23 protein-coding genes and 1 pseudogene are annotated in these 19602 nt (G+C 62.7%); 11 read left to right on the forward strand and 13 right to left on the reverse strand.

Annotation, left to right across the window (positions count from 1 at the left end; genetic code table 11):
- Positions 1-85: 85 nt before the first annotated feature.
- Both HJB83_RS15745 and HJB83_RS15750 read right to left on the reverse strand, forming a co-directional pair.
- Entirely contained in the window at positions 86-463 is a 378-nt protein-coding gene (locus HJB83_RS15745; RefSeq protein ID WP_221132382.1) for a GtrA family protein, read from the reverse strand.
- Positions 460-1467 carry a glycosyltransferase gene (locus tag HJB83_RS15750; RefSeq protein WP_221132383.1) on the reverse strand — a complete coding sequence of 336 codons (1008 nt, stop codon included), beginning with the start codon at positions 1465-1467 and terminating at the stop codon, positions 460-462. Before HJB83_RS15750 ends, HJB83_RS15745 begins: the two co-directional genes overlap by 4 nt.
- Positions 1468-1626: 159 nt before the next feature.
- Between HJB83_RS15750 and HJB83_RS15755 the strand changes: the two genes are divergently transcribed.
- Positions 1627-3471, forward strand: a complete 1845-nt coding sequence (locus HJB83_RS15755) for a hypothetical protein (protein WP_221132384.1) — start codon at positions 1627-1629, stop codon at positions 3469-3471.
- Positions 3472-3495: 24 nt separating this feature from the next.
- On the opposite strand, the gene HJB83_RS15760 is transcribed toward HJB83_RS15755, so the two are convergent.
- On the reverse strand, positions 3496-3741 hold the full coding sequence (locus tag HJB83_RS15760; protein WP_221132446.1) for a hypothetical protein: 246 nt from the start codon (positions 3739-3741) through the stop codon (positions 3496-3498).
- A 320-nt stretch (positions 3742-4061) separates the two neighbouring features.
- Between HJB83_RS15760 and xseA the strand changes: the two genes are divergently transcribed.
- The 4 genes from xseA (at position 4062) to HJB83_RS15780 (ending at position 7347) form a co-directional block, all read left to right on the forward strand.
- Positions 4062-5648 carry an exodeoxyribonuclease VII large subunit gene (gene xseA / locus HJB83_RS15765; protein WP_221132385.1) on the forward strand — a complete coding sequence of 529 codons (1587 nt, stop codon included), beginning with the start codon at positions 4062-4064 and terminating at the stop codon, positions 5646-5648.
- A 70-nt stretch (positions 5649-5718) separates the two neighbouring features.
- The gene (locus tag HJB83_RS15770; protein WP_221159570.1) at positions 5719-6414 is read left to right on the forward strand and encodes a YafY family protein; all 696 of its coding nucleotides are present in this window, start codon (positions 5719-5721) and stop codon (positions 6412-6414) included.
- A 66-nt stretch (positions 6415-6480) separates the two neighbouring features.
- A complete protein-coding gene (locus tag HJB83_RS15775) occupies positions 6481-6855 on the forward strand; it encodes a VOC family protein (RefSeq protein ID WP_221116670.1) in 375 nt (124 codons plus the stop codon).
- A gap of 3 nt (positions 6856-6858) precedes the next feature.
- Positions 6859-7347: an EVE domain-containing protein gene (locus tag HJB83_RS15780; protein ID WP_221132386.1), complete on the forward strand. Its 489-nt coding sequence runs from the start codon at positions 6859-6861 to the stop codon at positions 7345-7347.
- 36 nt (positions 7348-7383) lie between these two features.
- On the opposite strand, the gene HJB83_RS15785 is transcribed toward HJB83_RS15780, so the two are convergent.
- A complete protein-coding gene (locus HJB83_RS15785) occupies positions 7384-7884 on the reverse strand; it encodes a MarR family winged helix-turn-helix transcriptional regulator (RefSeq protein ID WP_207584238.1) in 501 nt (166 codons plus the stop codon).
- Between the two features lie 81 nt (positions 7885-7965).
- Here HJB83_RS15785 and HJB83_RS15790 point away from each other — a divergent pair, with 81 nt between their 5' ends.
- Positions 7966-8877 (forward strand): EamA family transporter, encoded by a 912-nt coding sequence (locus tag HJB83_RS15790; protein WP_221116671.1) that lies wholly within the window; start codon positions 7966-7968, stop codon positions 8875-8877.
- Here HJB83_RS15790 and HJB83_RS15795 read toward each other — a convergent pair.
- Positions 8825-10078 (reverse strand): aminopeptidase, encoded by a 1254-nt coding sequence (locus HJB83_RS15795; RefSeq protein ID WP_221132387.1) that lies wholly within the window; start codon positions 10076-10078, stop codon positions 8825-8827. The genes HJB83_RS15790 and HJB83_RS15795 overlap by 53 nt on opposite strands.
- Positions 10079-10203: 125 nt before the next feature.
- Complete coding sequence (locus HJB83_RS15800; RefSeq protein ID WP_207582563.1) at positions 10204-10887, reverse strand: glutathione S-transferase family protein; 684 nt, start codon at positions 10885-10887, stop codon at positions 10204-10206.
- Between the two features lie 110 nt (positions 10888-10997).
- Between HJB83_RS15800 and HJB83_RS15805 the strand changes: the two genes are divergently transcribed.
- Positions 10998-11441 (forward strand): MarR family winged helix-turn-helix transcriptional regulator, encoded by a 444-nt coding sequence (locus tag HJB83_RS15805; protein WP_221132388.1) that lies wholly within the window; start codon positions 10998-11000, stop codon positions 11439-11441.
- Here HJB83_RS15805 and ybaK read toward each other — a convergent pair whose 3' ends face one another.
- The 4 genes and pseudogenes from ybaK to HJB83_RS34725 form a co-directional block, all read right to left on the reverse strand.
- Entirely contained in the window at positions 11442-11915 is a 474-nt protein-coding gene (gene ybaK / locus HJB83_RS15810; protein ID WP_207582565.1) for a Cys-tRNA(Pro) deacylase, read from the reverse strand. It abuts the gene before it with no gap.
- A gap of 28 nt (positions 11916-11943) precedes the next feature.
- Positions 11944-12294, reverse strand: coding sequence for an ArsC family reductase (locus HJB83_RS15815; RefSeq protein WP_207582566.1), 351 nt, complete (start codon positions 12292-12294; stop codon positions 11944-11946).
- A 101-nt stretch (positions 12295-12395) separates the two neighbouring features.
- Positions 12396-13457, reverse strand: a complete 1062-nt coding sequence (locus tag HJB83_RS15820; RefSeq protein WP_221132389.1) for a succinylglutamate desuccinylase/aspartoacylase family protein — start codon at positions 13455-13457, stop codon at positions 12396-12398.
- 96 nt (positions 13458-13553) lie between these two features.
- Positions 13554-14163, reverse strand: a pseudogene (locus HJB83_RS34725) (2'-5' RNA ligase family protein).
- 168 nt (positions 14164-14331) lie between these two features.
- Here HJB83_RS34725 and HJB83_RS15830 point away from each other — a divergent pair.
- Entirely contained in the window at positions 14332-14895 is a 564-nt protein-coding gene (locus HJB83_RS15830; RefSeq protein ID WP_207582569.1) for a methylated-DNA--[protein]-cysteine S-methyltransferase, read from the forward strand.
- 34 nt (positions 14896-14929) lie between these two features.
- Here HJB83_RS15830 and HJB83_RS15835 read toward each other — a convergent pair whose 3' ends face one another.
- The 3 genes from HJB83_RS15835 to HJB83_RS15845 are packed head-to-tail and all read right to left on the reverse strand — an operon-like array spanning position 14930 to position 16957.
- On the reverse strand, positions 14930-15664 hold the full coding sequence (locus HJB83_RS15835) for an SDR family oxidoreductase (protein WP_221132390.1): 735 nt from the start codon (positions 15662-15664) through the stop codon (positions 14930-14932).
- A gap of 36 nt (positions 15665-15700) precedes the next feature.
- A complete protein-coding gene (locus tag HJB83_RS15840; RefSeq protein ID WP_221132391.1) occupies positions 15701-16552 on the reverse strand; it encodes an oxidoreductase in 852 nt (283 codons plus the stop codon).
- Between the two features lie 36 nt (positions 16553-16588).
- Positions 16589-16957 (reverse strand): Atu4866 domain-containing protein, encoded by a 369-nt coding sequence (locus tag HJB83_RS15845; RefSeq protein WP_221116675.1) that lies wholly within the window; start codon positions 16955-16957, stop codon positions 16589-16591.
- 125 nt (positions 16958-17082) lie between these two features.
- Between HJB83_RS15845 and HJB83_RS15850 the strand changes: the two genes are divergently transcribed.
- From HJB83_RS15850 to HJB83_RS15860, 3 genes are all read left to right on the forward strand, one after another.
- Positions 17083-17979, forward strand: coding sequence for a LysR family transcriptional regulator (locus HJB83_RS15850; RefSeq protein WP_221132392.1), 897 nt, complete (start codon positions 17083-17085; stop codon positions 17977-17979).
- A gap of 172 nt (positions 17980-18151) precedes the next feature.
- Complete coding sequence (locus HJB83_RS15855) at positions 18152-19006, forward strand: helix-turn-helix domain-containing protein (protein WP_221132393.1); 855 nt, start codon at positions 18152-18154, stop codon at positions 19004-19006.
- A gap of 38 nt (positions 19007-19044) precedes the next feature.
- Positions 19045-19590, forward strand: a complete 546-nt coding sequence (locus tag HJB83_RS15860; protein ID WP_221132394.1) for a YbhB/YbcL family Raf kinase inhibitor-like protein — start codon at positions 19045-19047, stop codon at positions 19588-19590.
- Positions 19591-19602 lie beyond the last annotated feature (12 nt).

Below are 19602 nucleotides of genomic sequence, written 5' to 3' on the forward strand. Positions count from 1 at the left end.
TCCTTTCCGAAAATCGGAAGCGATTATGCGCCAATTTAAAGTGTTAGAGCGTCCTTTGCGCGTCCAGTGACGCGCGGCGCTCTAATCATTCGGCGCGGAAGACGAAGCGCGAATAGCCGAAGAAGCTGAAGACCATCGAGGCGAGGCTGGCGACCACCATGGCCGCAAGCGGCTGAAGTGCCGGCAGCGAAAGCAGAAGTGCGGAATAAAGCCCGTAATTGACGAGCGCTGCCGTTACCCCGACCGAGCCATAGCGGAAGCCTTCGGCGGCCAGCGACCGGCTGGACCGGTCGAAGGTGAAGCTCCGATTGAAAATCCAGGTCACCGCCATTGCAGCCGCGATCGCCACGAGCCGCGCCAGAAACGGCCCGAGCGGCGTCAGATGCAGCAGCGCCGACAGCACGCCGGCATCGACGAGGAAGCCGATGCCGCCCGCGATCGCGAAACGGATGAGCTTTCTCATGCCGCATCCGCCTTGCGGGGGCGGGCGCGCGATACCGGCCCTGCTTCGCCGAGCGGCGCTTTGACGGCGCTCGGCGTTTCCAGGCTCATATAATGGATACGAAGCTGTTCGGCGCGGGCGCGGGCAACCGAATCCAGGATGACGCCGGCGGTAAAAAGCATGAAGGAGATCATCATCAGCGCTGTCGACAGCACCCAGGTCGGCATGCGGCTGACGAGACCCGTCTGGAAATATTCCGCCAGCACCGGCGCCATGAAGCCGAGGCTCGTCAGCATGAAGATGGCACTGATCGCGCTGAAGAAGGCGAAGGGCCGGGTTTCCTTCATCAGCATCGCGAACATCCAGAGGATCTTGGCGCCGTCGCGAAATGTCGAAAGCTTCGAGTGCGAGCCTTCCGGCCGGCGGCCATAGTCGAGTTCGAGTTCGCTGACCGGAAGCTTCAGCCGCGAGGCATGCACGGACATCTCGGTTTCGATTTCGAAGCCGCCCGATACCGCTGGGAAGCTCTTGACGAAGCGGCGCGAGAAAGCGCGGTAGCCGGAAAAGATATCGGTGAAGTCGGGGCCGAAGATCGTCCGGTAGAGCAGGTTGAAAAGCCGGTTGCCGAGCGCATGGCCTTGACGGCCGGCATCGGCACGAACGCCGCGCCGGGTTCCCACAACCATGTCGGCGCGCTCGGTCAGCAGTGTGCGCACCAGCTCTTCGGCATCGCTAGGCGCGTAAGTGCCGTCGCCGTCGGCGATGATGTAGATATCGGCGTCGATGTCGGCGAACATGCGGCGTACGACGTGGCCCTTGCCTTGGCGTCGCTCGCGCACGACATGCGCGCCGGCAAGCATCGCCTGCAGCGCGGTGCCGTCGGTGGAATTATTGTCGTAGACGTGGATCGCAGCATCCGGCAGCGTCGCGCGGAAACCCCGCACGACCGCGCCGATCGTCGCGGCTTCATTATAACAGGGAAGCAGGACGGCAATATTGGGATTATCGGTACGCGATCGGGCCATGACTCTACTCGTTACACTGAAAGCCGCACTCAGCCTAAATCACCCGCCGTTAATAAGACCCTATGACGCAGGCAAAATCGGCACTTCCGCAAACGGCTTTACACTTTCTTGATCGGCGATCGCTAAGCTTCGGCCATCTGAAACGAAGCGCTAACCACGATGAACGCTGTGCAGCCGATCGCCAATGCCTCCTCCGTGACCACTGCTCCAAGGGGAGGGCTGAGCAGGTTGCTGATGCGCCTCTGGCCAACCGTCATTATCTATAGCGTCATCCTCGCCGCTATCCTCCTTGTCACCAAGCTATCCACCGCTACTGATTACGTCGGTCCCGATAATGACGACGGAATGCGTCTCATCGAGGTTCGCGATCTTCTCGCCGGGCAGGGCTGGTTCGATCTAATGCAATACCGCCTCGGCCTCGAGGGCGGCACGCTGATGCACTGGTCGAGGCTGATCGATCTGCCGATAGCTTCGCTGATCTGGTTCTTCGGCCTGTTTACGCCCCACGAGACCGCTGAGGCGCTGGCGCTCGCCGTCTGGCCGGTATCGCTCGTCCTGCCCGCCATGCTCTCCATGGCCGTCGCCGGGCGGCGTATCGGCGGAGTTGCCGGCATGCATCTCAGTCTCGCCATGACCGGCCTTGCGATTTACACCGGCAGCCGTTTCGCGCCTGGAGCCATCGATCATCACAATGCGCAGCTGGGACTTGTCGCGACGATGGTCGCGATGCTTCTGGATCCGGAACGCCGCGGCTGGAGCTATGCGGTCGCCGGCATCGCCGCAGCGGTCGCCATCGCCATCGGCGCCGAGACGACGCCTTTCGTCGCCGCCGTCTGCCTGACCGTCGCTTTACTCTGGGCATGGGAGGGGCAGAATTTCGCGGTTGCCGCAGGGGCCTTCGGCCTGGCGCTGGCGATTGCCATCAGCATGCTCTTTGTCGCAACGGTGCCGCCCCGGCTCTATTCGATGGTTACCTGCGACAATCTCTCGCTCGGTTATTACAGCCTGGCGGCGATCGGCGGCGGGCTGATGCTGTTTTCGGCAGTCTTTGCGAGCGGCCTGCGTCGCTCCCTGCGCTTTGCCGCGCTTGGCCTCGTCGGTGCCGGCGTTCTCGGTTCGGCGATGGTGATTGCGCCGCAATGCCTGAGCGACCCGCTGGCCGGTCTCGATCCGATGCTGGTCGAACTCTGGCTGAGGAACGTGTCGGAAGCGCAGTCGGCCTTCGTGCTCGCGCGCACCGATCCCTTCTCGATCGGTGCCTTCTATGCGGCCGGCCTGTTCGGCATGGCCGTCTGCATCTTCCGTATCGTTCGGCGCGACCGCATGCAGATCCATCTGGTGCTGCTCTTCCTGCTCGCCACCAGCTGGGCGATCGCGCTGGTCCAGGTGCGCGGCGCGACGTTCTCAAACCTGCTCTCCATTCTGCCGCTTGCGCTGCTGATCATCGATATCAGGCGGATCTCCAACAGCGACAGCGACAATGTTGCCGCCGCCTTCGTCTATATCGTGACGGTGCTCGCGAGCGTCCCGGCGGCCTGGGCGGTCGCCGGCGGACTTGTCTCGCTGCAGATGGACAATGGCGCGCAGAAGAAGGCGGCGGCGGCAAAGGTGCTTTCCTGCACCTCGAAAGAGGCACTGGCGCCGCTTGCCGGGCTTCCGGACGGGCTGATCTCCGCACCGTCGCAGATGGGCGTTCCGATCCTTCGCTTTACGAAAAACCGGGTTCTTTCGGCGCCATATCATCGCAATCAGGGCGGCATGCTGACGGAACTGCATATCGGCCTGGCGGAGCCGCAGGAGGCGGAGGCCTTCCTGAAGGGGACAGGGGTGACGGTGGTTGGCTTCTGCCCCAATGACCCGCAGACGCGCGAGATTGCCAAGCTGAAACCGGATGGCCTTTATGCTGAGCTCGGCAAGGGCAATATCCCGCCCTATCTGGAGCCGCTTCCGAAGGCAGCGGAGGTGGGCGTTCAGTTCTTTCGCTATCGGCCGGTGGCGAACTGACGCCGGCAGCTTTCGGTAAAAAATTTAGTGGGAAACACGTGTCGCGCGACGACGACGCGCATTGGCAAAGAGCCCGAGAACGAAGAGCATGAGGCCGCCATTAAAGCCGAGCACGGCATAGACGAACGCCAGGATCGACACTGGTCCGGGCGAGGTTATCGCCGCCGCCGCGAACGTTATTCCTATCAGAGCGGCGACCAGCGCGATTGCGGCAGCCGAGCGGGTTTGCCCGGCGCTAATGCCCAATGCTGCTGCTGTGAGAATAATCATTTCAGCACCTTCCCAGAGATAACGAGGGGAAGCATAGGAAGCGCCAACTAACAAAGATTTACCGGCGGCCACCGCCGAAAAGCCTTTGTATTGCGGTGGTTAGCAACTCCTTTCGTCTATAACGCGCATTCTAACTATACGTTCCGCAACCAAACGGATTTACCCGATTTCGTTGTTCATCCGCCAAGCTGCCACGGCCGCATGGTGAGCATGCGTGGCGTAGCGTGCGCCCGCCGCCAACGACCTCGACATCCCGGAAAACAGATCTCGGCGATGACCGCGACCTTCCAGTTTGCCGCCGATGGACATAGAAAGAAGGGATGAGCAACGTCTTCGACAGCGATTCGCCGACCAACCTTGCCGAATATTCGGTTTCGGAGCTTTCCGGCTCGATCAAGCGCACCGTCGAAACCGCCTTCGACCAGGTCCGCGTGCGCGGCGAGATCTCCGGCTATCGTGGCCCACACTCCTCCGGCCATGCCTATTTCGCGCTGAAGGACGACCGTGCCCGCATCGATGCCGTCATCTGGAAGGGCACCTTCTCGCGGCTGAAATTCCGCCCGGAAGAAGGCATGGAGGTCATTGCCACCGGCAAGGTCACCACCTTTCCCGGCTCTTCGAAATATCAGATCGTCATCGAGACGCTGGAACCGGCCGGCGCCGGCGCGCTGATGGCGCTGATCGAGGAGCGCAAGCGCAAGCTTGGCGCCGAGGGCCTGTTCGATGCCGCCCGCAAGAAGCGGCTGCCCTTCATGCCAAGGGTGATCGGCGTCGTCACCTCGCCGACCGGTGCGGTAATCCGCGATATTCTTCACCGCATCTCCGATCGTTTTCCCGTGCATGTCCTCGTCTGGCCGGTGAAGGTTCAGGGCGAGGGGTCCGGCGAGGAGGTGGCGAACGCCATTCGCGGCTTCAACGCGCTGGAGCCGGCCGGCGCCATTCCCCGCCCCGACGTGCTGATCGTCGCGCGCGGCGGCGGCAGCCTCGAAGATCTCTGGAGCTTCAACGACGAAATCGTCGTGCGTGCTGCGGCCGAAAGCCGGATCCCGCTGATCTCGGCCGTCGGTCATGAGACCGACTGGACGCTGATCGACTATGCCGCCGATGTCCGTGCGCCGACGCCGACAGGGGCTGCGGAAATGGCGGTGCCGGTCAAGGCGGAGCTCGAGGCCCAGGCCGCCGCCCTTGCCGCGCGGCTGCAGGGCTGCATGAACCGGCAGATGGATCAGCGTCGCCAGTCCGTCCGGGCGCTGATGCGGGCATTGCCGTCGCTCGATCAGCTTCTCGCCTTGCCGCGCCGGCGTTTCGACGAGGCGGCGGCCGGCCTCGGCCGCGGGCTGGAGCTCAACACCATCAACAAGCGTCGCGGCTTCGAGCGCGTGGCCGCGCATTTGCGCCCTGATCTGCTCTCCGGCCGCATCGCCGAGCGCCGCCAGACGCTGAACGAGCGGATCGGGCGGGCCGAGCGCATGGTCGAGCGGCTGATCGACCGTTCGAAATCGCGGGTCGACCGTGCCGAGGCGGTCTTCGCCACACTGCCCGCCCGCCTGCAGGCGCAGACCGGCCGCGCCCGCGACCATCTCGCCAATCTCGTCAGGCACGCCGATACCGCGACATCCCATCGGCTGATTCGGGCAAAAGCCGCGCTTGCGGCGCAGGACCGCGTGCTGCAGTCGCTCTCCTACAAGAATGTGCTGAAGCGCGGTTACGCGGTGATCCGCGACGACGAGGACAGGCCGGTCTCCGGGGCCACAGCTCTTTCGGCAGGTGCGGCGGTCTCGATCGAATTTTCCGACGGCCGCATCGGCGCGGTGACCACCGAAGGCGGCATGCCGCCAACCTCGCTGAAGAGGCGGCCTGCCAAGCCGGAAGCCGGCGATCCATCGAAGCAGGGAAGTCTTTTCTAGCAATTTGAGCAAAACGCGCAGTCTGATCCTGCCACTATCTGGCAGTGGCAAGAATGTATAGTTTGTCTGCATGTCCCGTTCAGAACGCCTCCTCGATCTTCTCCAGGTGCTGCGCCGCCACCGTCGGCCGGTGAGTGGCGTGGTGCTGGCCGACGAAATCGGCGTCAGTATCCGCACCCTTTATCGCGATATCGCCAGCCTTCAGGCCCAGGGCGCCGCGATCGAGGGTGAGCCGGGCGTTGGTTATGTCTTGAAACCGGGATTTCTCCTGCCGCCGCTGATGTTTCCGCCGGAAGAGATAGAAGCGCTTGTGCTCGGCTACCGGTGGGTGGCGGACAGAGCCGACGGTCATCTGCGCGATGCGGCGCGAAATGCGCTGGCACGGATCGCCGCCGTGTTGCCGACCGAGCTGCGTGACGAGCTGGACGCCTCTGCGCTTCTGGTGGGACCTGGCGTCGGCATTCCTGTCGACTCCGTCGATCCGGCCCTTCTGCGCAAGGCGATCCGCACCGAACGCAAGCTTTCCCTGTCCTATCGCGATGGAGCCGGCGTCGGGTCGGAGCGTGTGGTATGGCCGTTTGCGCTGGCCTTTTTCGATCAGGTGCGTGTGCTCCTCGGCTGGTGCGAACTCCGCCAGGATTTCCGTTCTTTTCGCACGGATCGAATTGCCCATGCGGAAGCGCTCGACGCCCGCTATCCCAAGCGCAGGCAGGCACTGCTGAAACAGTGGCGGGAGGGTCAGGGAATATCGCAAGGAGACAAATGATACTGCCAGTTTCTGGCAGTATCATTTCATAAGGTCATAACGTCCAACCATCGACAGGAGATCCTTATGACCGACAAAAACAGCATTCTTCTCTACGTGACCGACGCCCCGACCAGCGCCCGCTTCTACACCACGCTGCTTGGGCAGGAGCCCGTAGAGACAAGTGCAACCTTCGCCATGTTTATCTTGCCGTCCGGCCTGGGGCTCGGTCTCTGGGGCAAAGCCGGTGTGGAGCCCTCGCCGGCGGCAGCCGGCGGCGGCAGCGAGATAGGGTTCAAGGTTTCCACGGCCGGCAAGGTCGATGCGACCCATGCCGATTGGCAGGCCAAGGGCGCCAACATCGTCATGGCGCCGACCGATCTTGACTTCGGCCGAAGCTTCGTCGCGGCCGATCCCGATGGGCATCGCCTGCGGGTCTATACCGTGTCCGAGGCGGTTTGAGCCATGGCCAATGCCTGGATCGCCGTCGCTTCCGCAGAGCATGTCCGCATCGGCCGTCAAGCCGGTTTCATGCAGGTCTGTCACGGCAAGGCGTCACCCCTCAGGCGAATCACGCCTGGGGATCGTGTGATCTACTACTCGCCCACTGTCGTCTTTGGCGGCAAGGACCGCCTGCAAGCTTTCACCGCGATCGGTCTGGCACACGATGGCGCGCCTTACCAGGTGGAGTTGGAAAGCGGTTTCAGGCCCTGGCGGCGGGATGTCGATTGGCGGCCTGCGGAGGAAACCTTGATCCGGCCGCTGCTCGGCCGGCTCGCCTTCACGCAGGTCGGCCCCAATTGGGGTTATCAGCTCCGTTTCGGTCTGTTCGGCATCAGCAATGAGGATGCCGATATGATTGCAGAAGCAATGCGGCAAGAGCGGCAGGATTTCTCCCCGAATGCCGCCATCTCTGAGCCTTCGAAGCAGGCCCCGGAATGCTGCATGGCATAACCGCAGTGTTCATCATCACCGGCAAGCGTGCGAAAATTACTCGAAATCCGCAAGCAGCTTCCGCAACAGCCTGTCGAGGTCCGCCTTCTCGGCAGCGCTCAGGTTTTTCGACAGCCGGTGCTGATTGGCGACATGGGCGTCGACAGCGGTCTCGACCGTCGCAAGTCCCTTTTCCGTCAGCGCGATGAGCACGCTCCTGCGGTCGTCGGGATTGAGGATCCGCTCGACGAGGCCCGCTTTTTCCAGCTGGTCGATGCGGTTCGTCATCGTGCCGGAGCTGACCATGGTCATCTCGAGGAGCTCGCCCGGCGAAAGCCGGTGGGGCGCACCGGCGCGGCGAAGCGTCGCCAGCACGTCGAAGGCGGAGGACGAAAGCCCCTGCTTCAGCAGCACCGCCTCTACCTCGCGGCCGAGATGGGTGCCGAGGCGCTTCAGGCGCCCGAGGATGCCCATCGGTTCGACGTCGAGATCCGGCCGCTCGCGTCGCCATTGCGCCAGGATCTTGTCGACATGGTCGATCTTGCCGTCTTCGCTCATCATCCACCGATAGCATTCATTATCTTGACGTCAAGATAAGAACCGATAGGATGGATTTGTCTTGAAATAGAGATTCTTGAGATGAAGATAAATTCTGGCTATGCCACCGATCTTGCGATGACCGCACTTGCACCCGCCATCTGGGGCAGCACCTACATCGTCACCACCGCATTGCTGCCGGCCGGGTATCCGCTGACGGTGGCGATGCTGCGGGCGCTGCCGGCCGGCCTGCTGCTTCTGCTGCTGGTGAGAAAGCTGCCGTCCGGCATCTGGTGGGGAAGGACCTTCGTTCTCGGCGCGCTGAACTTCTCGTTCTTCTGGGCGATGCTCTTCGTCTCCGCCTACCGGCTGCCGGGCGGCGTTGCCGCAACGGTCGGCGCGGTGCAGCCGCTGATCGTCATCGCGCTGTCGCGGCTTTTTCTCGGCAAGCCGGTCCGGCAGCTCGCCGTGTTGGCCGGTCTTGCCGGCATGGCCGGCGTCGGGTTGCTGGTGTTGACGCCTACGGCGGGGCTCGATCCCGTAGGGGTCGCCGCCGGTCTCGCCGGCGCCGTCTCGATGGCCTTCGGCACGGTGCTGACACGGCGCTGGGCGCCGCCGGTCTCGAACCTCACCTTCACCGCCTGGCAATTGACGGCAGGCGGCATCCTGCTGGTGCCCTTTGCGCTTTGCCTCGAACCGGCGCTGCCGGCACCGAGCCTCGCAAACATTGCCGGCATCGCCTATCTCGGCCTGATCGGCGCTGCCTTTACCTATTTGCTGTGGTTTCGCGGCCTGTCGCGCATCGAACCCTCGGCAGTCTCTTCGCTTGGCTTTCTGAGCCCGCTGGTCGCGACCCTACTCGGCTGGCTGGCGCTCGGCCAGAGCCTGGCGCCGGCGCAGATCGCCGGCCTCGCCATGGTGCTTGCCAGCGTCTGGCTCAGTCAGCGCATAATGATGCCGGTCAGGCCCATTCGCCCTGCCGCATCACCGGAACCCGCGAGCCATCGGGCTTGACGCCGTCGATATCGACCTTATCAGAGCCGATCATCCAGTCGATATGGATCAAGCTGGAATTGCCGCCCTGCGCCTTGATCTGCTCCTGGCTCAGTGTTGCGCCGTCAAGGAAGCACTTGGAATAGCACTGGCCGAGCGCGATGTGGCACGAGGCGTTCTCGTCGAACAGTGTGTTGTAGAACAGGATACCGCTGGCCGAGATCGGCGAGGAATGCGGCACCAGCGCCACTTCGCCGAGCCGGCGCGCACCCTCGTCGGTATCGAGCACCTTGTTCAAGACCTTTTCACCGCGCGAGGCCTTGGCCTCGACGATGCGGCCGCCTTCGAAGCGCACCTGGATATTGTCGATCAGCGTGCCCTGGTGCGAAAGTGGCTTGGTGCTGGAAACATGGCCTTCGACGCGTAGCGCATGCGGCGTGGTGAAGACTTCCTCGGTCGGGATGTTGGGATTGCAGGTAATGCCGTTTTTGGCGGTGGACGCGCCTCCATGCCATTCATGCCCGTCGGCAAGCCCGACCATCAGGTCGGTGCCCGGTCCCTGGAAATGCAGCGAGGCGAAGCGCTCGCCGTTCAGCCAGGCGGAGCGCTTGGCGAGATTCGCATTGTGCTCGGCCCAGGCGGCGACCGGATCGCTGACATCGACGCGCGAGGCGGCAAAGATCGCCTTGGCGAGCTTGGCGATGGCGATCGGCTCGGGATCGTCGGGGAAGACCACCTTGGCCCAGGATGGATTGGGATAGGAGACGATGTTCCAGTTGATGTCGAAATTCGAGATCTTTTCCAGCGCCGGCTTGTAGGCGGTTGATGTGGCGCGATTGGCGCGGCCGACCTTGTCGGCATCCTGCTCGGAAAGCAGCAAAGGATTGTCGCCGGCGATCGCCAGCCGGGCCGCCCCGTTGGCATAGGCCTTGGCCATGCCCTCGTAGAGCCAGCCGGAGGCGCGGTCGAAGCTCTCGTCGCTGCCATGCTGATAGCGCGAAAGCGTCGTTTCCTCGTCGGAATAGAAGGCGGTGACCAGGCCGGCGCCGGCCTGATAGGCGTGTTTGGTGATCAGGCGAACGAGCGGCAGCGCCACCACCGGCGCGGTAATCACCAGATCCTGACCCTTCTGCAGCTGCAGCCCGACCTTGACGGCAACTTTCGCAAGCTTCTCCAGCTTGACGGGATCAATGGTGTTCTGGCTCTGGGGCATGAAAGTCATGGTTCAACCTGCCTTTTGTCATCGACGTTCTCAAGGCTGGCAGACTTAGACCCGTTTGCGGCGAAAATGAAGCGCGCCGCTACCGAATTGCCAGCGGCCGGATCGACACCCGGCCACTTGCGCGCTCAGGCGGCGGCAGGCTGCCTAAGCAGGATCGAGTTGTGTTTGTTGAGGAAATCCGTCAGTCGCTCGGGGTAATCCTCGCCAACGGCGGCTCGGACACTCGCGCGCTCTGACAGCGCCTTGCGCCAGCGCTTTACCCGCTCGAGCCCGTCGAAAATGCCGCTGTCGCCGAGCGTGTCGAAGAGATCGAAATAACGAAACACAGGCGCGAAGACGGCGTCGACGAGGCTGAAGCCACTGCCGGGAAAATAGGCCCCGTCGCCCAGCGCGCCCTCGAGCGTCGTGAATTTTGCGATGAGCGCTTTGCGCTTGGCCTCCAGCTGCAGTTCATCCTGCGCCGTTTCATAACCCCAGAGATCGGACAGCACGGACGTGCCGAATTCCATCCAGCCGCGATGACGGGCGCGGGTCAGCGGATCGGCCGGATGCAGCGCAGTTCCCACCTGCGTTTCCTCCAGATATTCGCAGATGACGCTGCTTTCGAACAGCACGGCCTCGCTGCCATCCATTTGTTCGATCCGCAGCAGCGGCACCTTGCCGAGCGGCGAGATTTTCAGGAACCAGTCCGGCTTGTTGGCAAGATCGATGTTGATGCGCTCGAACGGCACGCCCTTTTCGAGAAGCACGATCGCGGCGCGCTGCACATAGGGGCAGAGGTGGTGGCTGATCAATGTAAGCTTGCTCATGGCGCTCTCCTGATGCCGCACGCCGCGGCTGAAAATATCAATAACGATGATAGATGCAAATGCATATAATAGCGATTGCGCCGGCGTTCAAGTTAAATGTAACTGCATCTATGTCCGATAAGTCCCCGACGCCGAGCGAAGCCGCGACCAGCGCATGGATACACATCATGCGCGCCAGCGATCGTCTGCTTGCGGCGATCGAAATCGATTTCAAGGCGGCGAAAATGCCGACGCTTTCCTGGTACGACGTGCTTTGGGAGCTGGCGAGGGCAAAGGGCGGGCGATTGCGTCCCTATGAGATCGAAGAACGGACACTGCTTGCCCAATATAATCTCTCCCGTCTGGTAGACCGGCTGGAAAGGGAGGGCTTGGTCCACCGCGAGACCTTCGACGAGGATGCGCGCGGCCGCTGGGTCGTGATCACCGATGCCGGGCTGCAGCTGCGAGAGCGCATGTGGGCGGTCTATGCTAGGTCGATCGAAACCCATATTGGCTGCAAGCTTGCCGAGACCGAGGCAAATACCATAACAGCTTTACTGGCTCGTTTCCTTTGATCAGGCGATCAACGATACGCCGACCGCTTTCAAGGCCTTCAACGCATCCTTTGGATCGAGCCGCACCTGCAGTCCGCGTTGGCCGCCATTGATATAGACGAGCGGTTCGGCCAGGGCGGTTTCCTCGATCGCCGTCGGCATGGATTTCTTCTGGCCGAAGGGGCTGATGCCGCCGACATGATAACCCGTCAGCCGCTCGGCATCGGCCGGCTTCATCATATTGGCCGATTTGCCGTGAAAGGCGCTCGCAAGCTTCTTCATGCTGACTTCGCGGTCCGACGGCACGACGACGCAGACCGGCTTGCCGTCCACCTCCGCCATCAACGTCTTCAGCACCCGGTGCGGCGCTTCGCCAAGGGCTTCCGCCGCCTGCAGGCCGACGCGCTCGGCGCCCGGGTCGTAGTCATAGGCATGGACCGTGAAGGCGACGCCTGCCTGGGAAAGAACCTGTGTCGCGCGCGTGGTCTTGGACATCTCTAGCTCGGGAGTTGTTGCCTGTCGTTCAGCCTGCAAATGCACAGGCGTAAATCGCCGGCTTGAAGCCGATCAGCAACTTGCCGCTGGCCTCCAGCACCGGCCGTTTGATCATCGACGGCTGGTCGAGCATCAGTTGGATCGCCTTCTCCCAGCTGAGGTTCTCCCGCTCTGCATCAGCCAGTTTGCGGAAGGTGGTGCCGGCGCGGTTGAGCACGGTATCGAGCCCGGCCTGATCGATCCAGGCATCAAGATGGGCGCGGTCGATGCCGAGCGCCTTGTAATCGTGAAACGCATAGGCAACGCCGTGTTCTTCCAGCCAGCTGCGGGCCTTCTTCATCGTGTCGCAATTCTTGATACCATAGATGGTGACGGTCATGCCCGATCGATTCCCTGTGATCGCTGCGAGATACCATGCAAGAAGACCGGCGCAAATGCCCGCGACACTTTATCCCGGCGCTCGCCGGGATCCGGCTCGGCTCAATTCTCCAGCGTGCCGGCCTTGCGCAAGGCGTCGCTGGGACTGTCGCAGACAATCTTCATCAGGTCGCCGCGCCGCCGTACCAGCCGGTCGGACGTTCGGGTCAGGATCAACCCGTCTTGCGGGGCGCGGAGTTCGATGCTGCCACCCGGCTGACCCGGGCGGGTGACAATCGTCGCCAGGAGCTCGCCTTCCACAACCCTGTCGCCGATGGCGCGATGCAAGAGCACGGCCCCACCTTCAGGAGCGCGAATGATCTCGACATTGTCGAGCGGCACGGCCGGACCGGAAAACGCCCTTGCCTCAGCCTTCACCTCACCGACGATCCCCCGTGCCGCAAGGAACCGCCACAGCCCCTCCGCATCCTTCTCAGCCAGCACCGGATCGACGTCGCGTTTGCCGCGCAGCTCGACGGTGACCGAAAGCCTGCCCGGCAGCCGCGATTGGCGCTCGCCGGGAACCTCGTATTTCCAGGCAAAACCGACCGCCTCTTCGAAGGCCGAGCTTTCGCCATCCGAAAGCAGCGCGGCCTCCATATCGAGTGCAGCGGCAAGATCGGCCGCCTCCGGCCAGAAGGCTTCGTCGATATAGGCATATTGCAGGGATTCGTCGTCGCAATGCAGGTCGAGGACGAGATCGGCGCCAAGCGCCATATGCAAGAGCTGTCGTTTCAGCCTGTCGGTAGCCGGATAATCATCGAGGTCTTCGATCAGCGTGGCCCGATCGGCAAGGGAGATCAGCGGAAAATCCCTGTTGAAATTGGTGCGTGAGCCAAGGTCGAAACGACCCTGCAGGTCGCCGAAATGCGATTGCGCCGCACCGATCGGATTGGCCTGCGGCACGATGGTGATGTCGCCGACGATCCCGCCTTCGCTTTCCGCCTGCCGCAGCCGCTCGCAGAGGAAATGCAGGAGCACCGTTCCCGGCAGTTCCCCGGCATGCAGGGCGGCCTGGATATAGATCTTCGGCGCCTTCGAATCGTGGCCCGCAAAGCGCAGCACCGGCAGCCGCCACTCCGTTCCCGGCGTATCTCCTGGGATGATGATCTCTGAAACATCCATGCTGTCTTCGCTCTCCGTTTGCCATCCCGACGGTTGTTCAGCTTTATGCGCGGAAATCGCGGAAGCGCAAGCCTTGGTCCGGAGATGCCATTGCCGTCAGCCAAGCAGCGGCCAGCGATCGATGATGTGGTGTTCGGTTTTTCCAAGAACGCTGTGAATGAGCAGGAATTCCCGCGCCGTCCACGAAACCGGTTGGTCGAGGCTCGTCGGCGGCACCGCTTTGCGGTCATAGAGCAGCGTCATATGCGCCGTGAAATTGCGATCGATATTGTCACGCAATCCGGTATTGTGCAGGCCGACACCAAGCTGGACATGCAGTCGCATGAGCGGCATCAGCCCGTCTTTGCTGCAGAGCACCAGAGGCCGCGCCTTGCCTTCCCGCTTGAAGCTCATGATCCTGTCGAAGGTGGACGGCGATCGGCGCGCCCTCGACTGTGGCGGCGGCCTGCCGGGCCGCAAAGATCACGTCCTCCGGCAACACTTCATAGTCGCCGATGCCGATAACGCTCACATGCAGGGTCGTCAGCCGCGGCTTTGCGGAAACGGAGAAGGTATTGCAATAGTCGTCGGCGATCGAAGCCGCTTGCCGTTCGACGATCGCAGGCGGGCGGAGCGCAAAGAAAAGCCTGTGGCCGCCGTTCCGGCTTTCACCCGCCTGCCCGCGTCGATTTTGACCATGGTCGAAATCGAAGGAAATCTGGTTCATGGCCTGTCAGGTCGTCATGACCGCCTCGCGCTCCAAAAAAGAGGTGAAAGATACGCCGGCAAGGTAGAATATCAAGAACAAAAAAAGAACGAGATGCGCAAGAATCGGGTTGAAACAGCGGCCGTTCCGTACGATTTTGGTGGTAATCGAAAACGCGGAGGCTGTGTCATGGCCCAGACGATCCATCACTATCTCATCTTCGAAACCGCGGCTGGTTTCTGCGGCATCGCCTGGAGCGACGCCGGCATCGCCCGCTTCCAGCTGCCGACGAAAACCGCGGAAGCGACCGAGCGGCTCTTACTGCGCCGCCTGCCGGGTGCCGAGCCCGGCGCGCCGACGCCTGATGTGCTCGAAACGGTCGCCGCCGTGAAGCGCTATTTCCAGGGCGAGGAAACGGATTTTTCCGACGTCGAACTCGATCTTGCCGGGCAGGATGCCCTCTTCAGGGATATTTACGCGGCGGCAAGGCGTGTCGGCTGGGGCCATACGACCACCTACGGCGCGCTGGCGAAAGAGCTTGGCGCCGGGCCGGAAGTCGCGCGCGACGTCGGCCAGGCGATGGCGAAGAACCCGGTCGCATTGATCATCCCCTGCCACCGGGTGCTGGCCGCCGGCGGCAAAATCGGCGGTTTCTCGGCTCCCGGCGGCTCGTCATCGAAGACCCGCATGCTGGAGCTTGAAGGCGTCCAGCTCGGCCCGCCGCCGCCCGCCCAGCAATCGCTGGGGTTTTAGGCGGCGGGGCGGTCTCAGCCGGGATGCCGGCTGCTCAATGCGGGCTGGCCGTTGGCCGGACGATGATCTCGCTGACATCGACATCGTCAGGCTGGCTGACGGCATAGAGGATCGAATTGGCGATAGCCTCGGGGCTGATCGTGACCGCCCTGAAAACCCTCATGGCGTTCCGCGCGGTCGGATCGGTAATCGTGCCGGCCAGTTCCGATGTCGTGGTGCCGGGGGAGATGACCGTCACCCGGATGCGATCTGTCTCCTGCCGCAACCCGTCCGAGATCGCCCGCACCGCGAATTTCGTCGCGCAATAGACCGCGGCCGTTGGGGAAACGGCGTGGCCGCCGATCGAAGCCAGGTTGATGATCTGTCCGGATCCCTGCGCCTTCATGATCGGAAGCGCAGCGGCGATGTCGTAGAGCACACCCTTGATGTTGACGTCGACCATCCGGTCCCACTCGTCGACCTTGAGGGCCGCAAGCGGCGAGAGCGGCATGACGCCGGCATTGTTGACGATAACGTCCAACCGGCCGAATTCGGACCTGGCAAAACCCGCAAAGGCCTCCACTTGGGAACGGTCGGTGACATCAAGCTTTCGCAGCCGCACGCTGCCGCCCTTGGCTGCTATTTCGCCGGCGAGTGTCTCCAGCCGCTCGGTGCGGCGCGCGCCGATCACGAGATGCGCGCCCGCGGCAGCCAGCACCTTTGCAGCAGCCTCTCCGATGCCGCTGCTGGCCCCGGTAATGGCGATGACTTTTCCTTCGATCGTCGACATTTCAAGCTCCTTTGTCGATTGAGTGTTTCTTGGTGGTCAGCTGGGGAAATCGGCGCTGAGCGTCGTCTCCGCCCAGGCGTCGAAGTTTCCGCGCAGCGCGTCCAGCCGTTCGCGGGCGATCTTCAGGGCAGGTGCGCCGAGCAGCAGACGCAGCGGCGGTTCCTCCGCCTCGAAGGCCGATAGGATGGCGGCTGCGGCACGGACCGGATCTCCCGGCTGTTTGCCGGAGACCGAGCGGGTGGCCTGGCGCCGCTTGCCCGATGTCTCGGCATAGTCGTCGATAACGGTGCTGGATTCGACCATCGACCGGCCGGCCCAGTCAGTGCGGAAAGCGCCGGGCTCGACGATCGTCACATCGATGCCAAGCGGCTTGACCTCATGAGACAGCGATTCCGACAGCGCCTCGACCGCGAATTTGGTGGCGTGGTAATAGCCGGTGGCAGCGAAGGCGACGAGACCGCCGAGCGAGGAGACATTGAAGATGTGCCCTCGCCGGCGTGTCCGCATACCCGGCAGAACCTGCTTGGTGACATCGATCAATCCGAAGACATTGGTCTCGAACTGGGCGCGTATCTCCGCATCGTCGCCCTCCTCGATCGCCGCGAGATAGCCGTAGCCGGCATTGTTGACGAGCACGTCGATCGCGCCGAAATGTCTCTCGGCGTCATGAACCGCGCCGGCGACGGAGCGGCCGTCCGTCACATCGAGTGCGAGAGCAAGCGCGCGGTTGCCGTGTTCAGCTGCGAGATCCCTGAGGGTCTCTGGTCTGCGCGCGGTCACGGCGGCGCGCCAGCCACGGGCGAGAACCGCCTCCGCAAGCGCCCGGCCGAGGCCGGACGATGCGCCGGTGATGAACCAGATGGGTGTGGTGGAAGACATGATCGTCATCCTTTCCGGCCGAAACGGCCTTATCCCGAGTGATGTCTATTGGCGGCGGAGCACCATGCCGCCATGATGGAGCGTATCGCCGTCGACGAAATCGCCGTCGGCCGTGAAGCCGGTGTCGTCCCAGTATTCGATATGGCTTCCGGTGACTTCGTAACGGCCTCGATAGGCGCTCTCCCGGTTGCCGCGGGCCTCGTCGTAACGGCCGTCGGGCAGGAGTTCATGGCGGATACGGCCATCATCCGTCACCCATATGCCGACATAGGGATGTTGCTGCATCGTGTTCTCGCTTGTTTGTTGACGTATGGATCGCCGGTCGTTGACGGCATCCGCGGGGCCGATCGCCGTGCCGGCCAGGGTGGTGACGGCGAAAATTTGCAGAACAGCGCTCTTGGAAATCCTTCGCATCGTTTTTCCTTTCGATAGAGGGCTGGCATGACGGCCGCCTTGCCTGACCTCGAGAGAAAAATAGGCTGCGCAATCGAGTTGATTAAGTTGCCAATACCGGATGCCTTGGTTAGAACTGCTAACCAATGATCGACGATCTCGAAGGCATTTCAGTCTTTCTCGCCGTGGCGGAAGCGCGGAACTTCCGGCTGGCCGGTGAGCGACTTGGCGTCACCCGCTCCGCCGTCAGTCAGGCTCTGCAGCGTCTGGAGGATCGTCTTGGGGTCGCGCTGGTCCAGCGCACGACGCGCAGCGTTAGCCTGACCGAAGCCGGCGACGTGTTCTTCGAGGCGGTTCGCCCATCGGTCCGGCAGGTCAAGGATGCGATGCAGACGGTGCGGGAGATGCAGGCGCGCCCGAGCGGCCTGCTGAGGATCACCGTTTCCTCGATCGCCGAGAGTTTTCTGTCCGGCACCTTGTTGGCCGGGTTCATGCAAGCCTGCCCTGAGATCAAACTCGATATCACCGTCACCGATGACGAATTCGATATCGTCGAGGCCGGCTTCGACGCCGGTGTCCGGCTCGGCGAAGTCATCGAGCAGGATATGATCGCGATCTCGGTCTCCGAGCCGCAGCGCCAATCCGCGGCCGCATCCCCCGCCTACCTTGAGCGCCGCGGCCATCCCCGCCATCCCAGCGAACTGCAGGATCACGCCTGCATCGGCTGGCGACCTCGCCCCGATACGGCGCCTTATCGCTGGGAGTTCACCGAAAATGATCGCGACTTCGACGTCGCGGTCGATCCCGCCGTCACCACCAACGACATGGGGATGATGATCCGCATGGCCTGCGCCGGCGCCGGGATCACCTTCGGCATGGTGGAAACCTTTGAGGCCTATATCGAACGCGGCGAACTCGTGCCGCTGCTCGAAGATTTCTGCCCGCCCTTCCCGGGCTTCTATCTCTATTATCCCAGGCGCCAGAGGCAGCCGCTGAAGCTGCGGGCGCTGGTGGAGCATATCAGGAAGTCCGCTAGGCATTAGATATGGTCGAGCCCTGCCCGAACCCGGTACGATACCAGCGAATTTCCCGAGGATGAGAGCGGCTGGCTCCTGCGGCATAGGCCCCGGCTCAAGGTTGCCCCAGTCACGCGGTTTTGCTATTTCCCCATCGCAAAGGATCAGGGGCGAGGGGCATCCTGTTGCCGGAGAACCTATGCTGGACGACGTCTTTCCCATTCCGACCAGGGCCCTGATCCGTCAGGGTGGACGCGCCTGCTTTTCTCGTCTCGTCAGCACGAGCCCCTTGTTGATCCAGGTGCAATCCGGAACGAAGATCGTCATGGCGGATGATAAGGCTTTGCGCCTCGAGGCAGGCGCATATGCCTTGCTGCCCGACTATCGACCGTTGACCATGGAGAATATTCCCAGGGCGCCACAGAAATATCAGACCCTGGCGCTTCCTGTCCCCAGACCGCTCTTCGAAGATGCCTATAGCAGCATGGGGTCGGTGGCCGTTCCATCGCGGCCTATCCCGGCAGGCGCCTCAAACCTGCCGGAGGAAGCAGCGGCATTGTTTGACTATTGCTGTCAGCCCGGCAATCTGACGCGGCTTCCCGGCGTTATTGCCAAGGCTCGTCTGATGGAACTCGTCACCTGGTTTGCGCTCTGCGGAGCGGTGCTGGGTCAATGCCAGAGCCCTCGGCTCGAGGATCGGCTGAGGCAGATGATTGAAGGTGATACGGCCCGTGATTGGACGCTGGGGCAGGCGGCGCGCGCCTTCAACATGAGCGAGGCGACGCTCAGGCGTAAGCTGGCCGCCGAGAATACCGGTTTCAGCGAGATCTTGAGCGATACAAGAATGAATCGCGCCCTGGGCCTCATTCAAACCACAACCTTGCCGATGGCGCAGGTTGCGCTTGAGGTCGGTTACGATTCCCCGTCGCAATTCTCGGCGCGGTTCAAAGAGCGGTTTGGCGTCAATCCGCGCCACGTGCGGGGCGGATCTGAGCGTTTTGAGCGGATCGGGGCAGAAGTTGAGCATAGCGGGGCAGATGCACCTGCTCCGTGACGATAGCTTTCCTGCATTATCAACCGCAGGAAAACAGCATGCGTTCCATAATAGCAGTCCTTCTCGCCGCGTCCGTCTTCGGCGCCGCCGCCGCCCATGCCGAAATGAAGCTCACCTCGAAAGATCTGACTTCAGGCAAGTCCATGGCCGATGCGCAGGTCTTCAACAGCTTCGGCTGCGCCGGCAAGAACATCTCGCCGGAACTGGCCTGGTCGGATGCTCCCCCGGCGACCAAGAGCTTCGCCGTCATGGCTTACGATCCGGATGCTCCAACGGGTTCGGGCTGGTGGCATTGGTCGGTGTTCAACATTCCCGCGGATGCCTCGGAGATCGCCACCGGCGCCAGCGGTGACAAAAAGCTTCCCGCAGGCGCCGTGGAAGGCCACACGGATTTTGGTGTCTCAGGGTATGGCGGCGCCTGCCCGCCGGCCGGCGACACGCCGCACCATTACCAGTTCACCGTCTACGCGCTTTCGGTTGACAAGCTGCCGCTTCCCGATACTGCGCCGGGCGCCATGGTTGGTTTCTATGTCAGGGCAAACACGCTCGACAAGGCCTCCGTCGAGGTCACCTACGGCCGCTGAGCTTGGCATCGC

Source organism: Rhizobium sp. NZLR11, from assembly GCF_019685115.1.
Lineage (GTDB): Bacteria > Pseudomonadota > Alphaproteobacteria > Rhizobiales > Rhizobiaceae > Rhizobium.

Excerpts from the sequence above, each read along its gene's own strand:
- HJB83_RS15860 (WP_221132394.1), top strand. The coding sequence starts at position 19,045 with ATGCGTTCCATAATAGCAGTCCTTCTCGCCGCGTCCGTCTTCGGCGCC.
- HJB83_RS15840 (WP_221132391.1), bottom strand. The coding sequence starts at position 16,552 with ATGACGATCATGTCTTCCACCACACCCATCTGGTTCATCACCGGCGCA.
- HJB83_RS15795 (WP_221132387.1), bottom strand. The coding sequence starts at position 10,078 with ATGACTTTCATGCCCCAGAGCCAGAACACCATTGATCCCGTCAAGCTG.
- HJB83_RS15760 (WP_221132446.1), bottom strand. The coding sequence starts at position 3,741 with ATGATTATTCTCACAGCAGCAGCATTGGGCATTAGCGCCGGGCAAACC.
- HJB83_RS15775 (WP_221116670.1), top strand. The coding sequence starts at position 6,481 with ATGACCGACAAAAACAGCATTCTTCTCTACGTGACCGACGCCCCGACC.
- xseA (WP_221132385.1), top strand. The coding sequence starts at position 4,062 with ATGAGCAACGTCTTCGACAGCGATTCGCCGACCAACCTTGCCGAATAT.
- HJB83_RS15805 (WP_221132388.1), top strand. The coding sequence starts at position 10,998 with ATGTCCGATAAGTCCCCGACGCCGAGCGAAGCCGCGACCAGCGCATGG.
- HJB83_RS15750 (WP_221132383.1), bottom strand. The coding sequence starts at position 1,467 with ATGGCCCGATCGCGTACCGATAATCCCAATATTGCCGTCCTGCTTCCC.
- HJB83_RS15835 (WP_221132390.1), bottom strand. The coding sequence starts at position 15,664 with ATGTCGACGATCGAAGGAAAAGTCATCGCCATTACCGGGGCCAGCAGC.
- HJB83_RS15800 (WP_207582563.1), bottom strand. The coding sequence starts at position 10,887 with ATGAGCAAGCTTACATTGATCAGCCACCACCTCTGCCCCTATGTGCAG.
- HJB83_RS15790 (WP_221116671.1), top strand. The coding sequence starts at position 7,966 with ATGAAGATAAATTCTGGCTATGCCACCGATCTTGCGATGACCGCACTT.
- HJB83_RS15745 (WP_221132382.1), bottom strand. The coding sequence starts at position 463 with ATGAGAAAGCTCATCCGTTTCGCGATCGCGGGCGGCATCGGCTTCCTC.
- HJB83_RS15855 (WP_221132393.1), top strand. The coding sequence starts at position 18,152 with ATGCTGGACGACGTCTTTCCCATTCCGACCAGGGCCCTGATCCGTCAG.
- HJB83_RS15845 (WP_221116675.1), bottom strand. The coding sequence starts at position 16,957 with ATGCGAAGGATTTCCAAGAGCGCTGTTCTGCAAATTTTCGCCGTCACC.
- HJB83_RS15850 (WP_221132392.1), top strand. The coding sequence starts at position 17,083 with ATGATCGACGATCTCGAAGGCATTTCAGTCTTTCTCGCCGTGGCGGAA.
- HJB83_RS15785 (WP_207584238.1), bottom strand. The coding sequence starts at position 7,884 with ATGAGCGAAGACGGCAAGATCGACCATGTCGACAAGATCCTGGCGCAA.
- HJB83_RS15820 (WP_221132389.1), bottom strand. The coding sequence starts at position 13,457 with ATGGATGTTTCAGAGATCATCATCCCAGGAGATACGCCGGGAACGGAG.
- HJB83_RS15815 (WP_207582566.1), bottom strand. The coding sequence starts at position 12,294 with ATGACCGTCACCATCTATGGTATCAAGAATTGCGACACGATGAAGAAG.
- HJB83_RS15780 (WP_221132386.1), top strand. The coding sequence starts at position 6,859 with ATGGCCAATGCCTGGATCGCCGTCGCTTCCGCAGAGCATGTCCGCATC.
- HJB83_RS15770 (WP_221159570.1), top strand. The coding sequence starts at position 5,719 with ATGTCCCGTTCAGAACGCCTCCTCGATCTTCTCCAGGTGCTGCGCCGC.
- HJB83_RS15830 (WP_207582569.1), top strand. The coding sequence starts at position 14,332 with ATGGCCCAGACGATCCATCACTATCTCATCTTCGAAACCGCGGCTGGT.
- ybaK (WP_207582565.1), bottom strand. The coding sequence starts at position 11,915 with ATGTCCAAGACCACGCGCGCGACACAGGTTCTTTCCCAGGCAGGCGTC.
- HJB83_RS15755 (WP_221132384.1), top strand. The coding sequence starts at position 1,627 with ATGAACGCTGTGCAGCCGATCGCCAATGCCTCCTCCGTGACCACTGCT.